This window comes from Tissierella sp., assembly GCF_052089545.1.
Taxonomy (GTDB): Bacteria; Bacillota; Clostridia; order Tissierellales; family Tissierellaceae; genus Tissierella_A.
The window spans coordinates 1-2,888 of record NZ_JBQDAA010000253.1; the positions used below are offsets into that span (position 1 = coordinate 1).

General features: G+C 32.9%; 3 protein-coding genes and 1 riboswitch. All 3 genes read left to right on the forward strand.

All coding sequences use genetic code 11. The features are described 5' to 3' along the window. Positions 1 to 103: 103 nt before the first annotated feature. Positions 104 to 284, forward strand: a riboswitch (cobalamin riboswitch). Positions 285 to 410: 126 nt separating this feature from the next. Further along, the gene (locus ACTHW2_RS12490) at positions 411 to 1,607 is read left to right on the forward strand and encodes an ABC transporter substrate-binding protein (RefSeq protein WP_442264229.1); all 1,197 of its coding nucleotides are present in this window, start codon (positions 411 to 413) and stop codon (positions 1,605 to 1,607) included. Between the two features lie 36 nt (positions 1,608 to 1,643). Further along, the gene (locus ACTHW2_RS12495; protein WP_442264231.1) at positions 1,644 to 2,648 is read left to right on the forward strand and encodes a FecCD family ABC transporter permease; all 1,005 of its coding nucleotides are present in this window, start codon (positions 1,644 to 1,646) and stop codon (positions 2,646 to 2,648) included. Continuing rightward, positions 2,645 to 2,888 (forward strand): ATP-binding cassette domain-containing protein (locus ACTHW2_RS12500; protein WP_442264230.1); only part of this gene is annotated, 244 nt, incomplete at its 3' end. The genes ACTHW2_RS12495 and ACTHW2_RS12500, both read left to right, overlap by 4 nt.

Genomic DNA, 2,888 nt, shown 5'->3' on the forward strand with positions numbered 1-2,888 from the left:
CCAACTAGGCTAGCTTGTATGGTTTTGTAATATTTTATAGCGATAGAATAAAAAGTTAAAAAGATATATTGACTTTTTATCCTATTTACCATACAATTAATTAGTAAAATTGAATACATAAAAGCATTATTATCTATTTATAGATATAGGGAAATTGGTGAGATGCCAATACAGCCCCCGCTACTGTAAACACGGACAAATTCTATAAGCCACTGGATAAAACTGGGAAGGCAGAATGAGGTTGATGTGTAAGTCAGGATACCTATTTAATGCTTACATGATTTTCGGTGGGAAAATTTTGTTGATAATGCTTGGGTAAACTGCTATGGGCATATATTGACGAAAACTCCGAAAGGGGTTTTTTTATTTTCTCTATTGAATTTTTATATAACATATAGAGGAGGAATATTATGGACAAAAAAGTTAACAAATTTATTATGATTATGGTTTTAATATTAACAGTTTCATTTTCTTTAGTAGCTTGCAACACTAGTGAAGGTGGAGAAGGTGAAGAAGTAAGTGGTGAAGAGGATAAAACTTCGGAAGAAGTAGTGGACGAAAATACGGGGCTTGTTCATGAAGGTGAGATGGAACTTAAGTATGCAGAAAACTTTAAGGTAGATTATTATGAAGATGGATACAAGATAATAACAGATGCATCAGGAAGAGAAGTTTTACTAGTTCCGGAAGGAAAAGACGTACCAGAGATGAAAGAAGAAATGTTAGTTATTGAACAACCTGTAGAAACTTTTGGAGTTTATTCTACTATAGGACCGGCATGGTTTAGACCTATAGATGAAATAGATAGGATAAAGGCAGTTTCTTTTGAAGAAGATGTTTGGGAAGTAGACGATATGGCTGAGCTTGTTAAAAGTGGTGAGGCTAGCTATGTAGGTAGTACCAAGGCGCTTGATTATGAAAAGCTTCAAGAGGTAAATCCAAGTGTACATTTACTTTCTAAGTCCCATGAAGAAAAATTATTTCCAAAGTTTGATGAGCTAGATCTTAAATATTTAAGCCTTGGTTCATATTTAGAAGAAGACCCAAGAGGTAGATTGGAATGGACTAAATTTATAGCTGCACTTCTTGACAAGGAAGATGAGGCTGAAGAAAGATTTGAAGAGGAATTAGCTAGAATAGAAGAAGTAGAAAAAAAGATTGAAGAAAATAGTGAAGATAAACCTAAAGTAACTATGGCATATTTTTCACCATCAAAGCAAGGTTTTAGGGTTATAAATGCTGCAGGATATAAGATTAAACATATAGAAATGGGTGGTGGAGAGTATTTCCCAGCTGATCTAAGTCCTGAAAAAAGAGGAGTTACAGGAATGACTCCAGAAGAGTTTTATAAGACTATATCCGAAACAGATAGATTTATCTATGATAGTGTAACAGGTCATAGTATAAAGGATTTAGATGGTTTAATGGAAGAAGCAGATTATTTAGCTGATACTAAAGTTTTTGAAGAAGGAAATGTATGGGGACTAAAAAGGGAATTTTGGCAAGCTGGAGACAGGGTAGCTGATATGACAGAGGAATACTATGATATATTTTATGCACCAGATGGAGAGATTGAAGAAACTGAACATTTTTATTTAATGAAATAGATTATATAAAGGTTAGGAGCATAGATATTGAAAAAGATGAAAATACCTATTGTTTTTTCTGTACTGATACTTTTGCTTGTTTTGTCAATAACCATAAATATAAGAAATGGATCAGTAGAATTAAATTTAGGTGAAATAACAAGGAGTATATTGGATGGACAAGAGTTATCAAATATGGAATCAAATATACTTTTTAAAATAAGAATACCAAGAATATTAAGTGCAATATTGTTTGGAGGAGCATTATCTATTTCTGGGTTTTTGCTCCAAACCTTTTTTAAAAATCCTATAGTAGGTCCCTTTGTTTTAGGTATATCATCAGGAGCAAAGCTCTTTGTAGGTTTTTTTATACTTACTTCAACCTCCCTACCTTTTTTAGGACTAGGGCCTTTTAGACTGTTTTTAGTATCCTTTTTAGGCAGCATGCTTGCTATGGTTTTAGTACTTATCTTTGCAAAGTCAACAGATAATGTTACCACTTTGATAGTTATAGGTATAATGATAGGTTATATTGCATCAGCAGGGACAAGTTTTATGACAACATTTGCTACAGAAAATAATATAGCAAGTTTACAATTTTGGTCCCAGGGAAGTTTTTCAACTGTTACTTGGGAAATGTTAAAGGTATCGGCCCTTATCATAATTCCTAGTATGATTCTTATATTTTTCCTGTCTAAACCTTTGCAGGCATATTTACTTGGAGAAAACTATGCAAAGAGTATGGGAATAAATATAAAACTATTTAGATTTATCCTTATAGTTCTTTCAAGTATACTTTCAGCTTCTGTTACAGCATTTGCAGGACTTATATCTTTTGTTGGGATAGCAGTGCCTCATCTTGCAAGACTTACTATAAAGACTTCAAATCCTAGGATACTTACTCCAGCTATATTTATACTGGGATCTAGTTTTACACTTTTAGCAGACTACTTTGCTAGAACACTTTTTTCACCTGCAGAACTTAGTATAAGTACAGTAACATCATTTATAGGGGCGCCTTTAGTTATATGGCTTATGGTAAATAGAAGGAAAAGAGTATGATGTTTTTTAAATCAGAAGATTTAAAGGTAGGATATTCTAAAAAAATAATAGTAGACAATGTAAACTTTGAACTTAAAAAGGGTCAAATACTTTGCATACTTGGCCCTAATGGATGTGGAAAGTCTACTATATTAAAATCTATTACAGACCATTTGGAGTTAATAGATGGTTCCATTAGTATACTTGGCAAAGACTTAAACGGTATGAAGTCCATGGAAAAGGCCAAGGAAATGTCAGTAG